This is a genomic window from Bacillus cereus group sp. BfR-BA-01430 (genome assembly GCF_022663115.1).
In the GTDB taxonomy this organism is placed as follows: Bacteria; Bacillota; Bacilli; order Bacillales; family Bacillaceae_G; genus Bacillus_A; species Bacillus_A cereus_BD.
In genome coordinates, this window is the sequence record NZ_JAKUEW010000081.1 from 1 (window position 1) to 316 (window position 316).

Below are 316 nucleotides of genomic sequence, written 5' to 3' on the forward strand. Positions count from 1 at the left end.
GTGCTCTCCCAGCTGAGCTAATCCTCCAAAAGTGGTGACCCGTACGGGATTCGAACCCGTGTTACCGCCGTGAAAGGGCGGTGTCTTAACCACTTGACCAACGGGCCAAAAAGTTTCAATACTGTTCCCAAGCTTCCAACCGGGCTTGAACCGGTGACCTCTTCCTTACCATGGAAGTGCTCTACCAGCTGAGCTATGGAAGCATAATGGCTCCGCAGGTAGGACTCGAACCTACGACCGATCGGTTAACAGCCGATAGCTCTACCACTGAGCTACTGCGGAATAATATAGCCTGGCAACGTCCTACTCTCACAGG

The 316-nt window shown here is 53.2% G+C and carries 3 tRNA genes; all 3 read right to left on the minus strand.

Features of this window, described 5'->3' with window-relative positions:
* Nucleotides 1–32: 32 nt before the first annotated feature.
* The 3 genes from MR058_RS23045 to MR058_RS23055 all read right to left on the minus strand — a co-directional run bounded on the left by MR058_RS23045 (nt 33) and on the right by MR058_RS23055 (nt 282).
* A tRNA-Glu gene (locus MR058_RS23045) sits at nt 33–107 on the minus strand.
* Between the two features lie 23 nt (nt 108–130).
* Nucleotides 131–203, minus strand: a tRNA-Thr gene (locus MR058_RS23050).
* A gap of 4 nt (nt 204–207) precedes the next feature.
* Nucleotides 208–282, minus strand: a tRNA-Asn gene (locus MR058_RS23055).
* Nucleotides 283–316 lie beyond the last annotated feature (34 nt).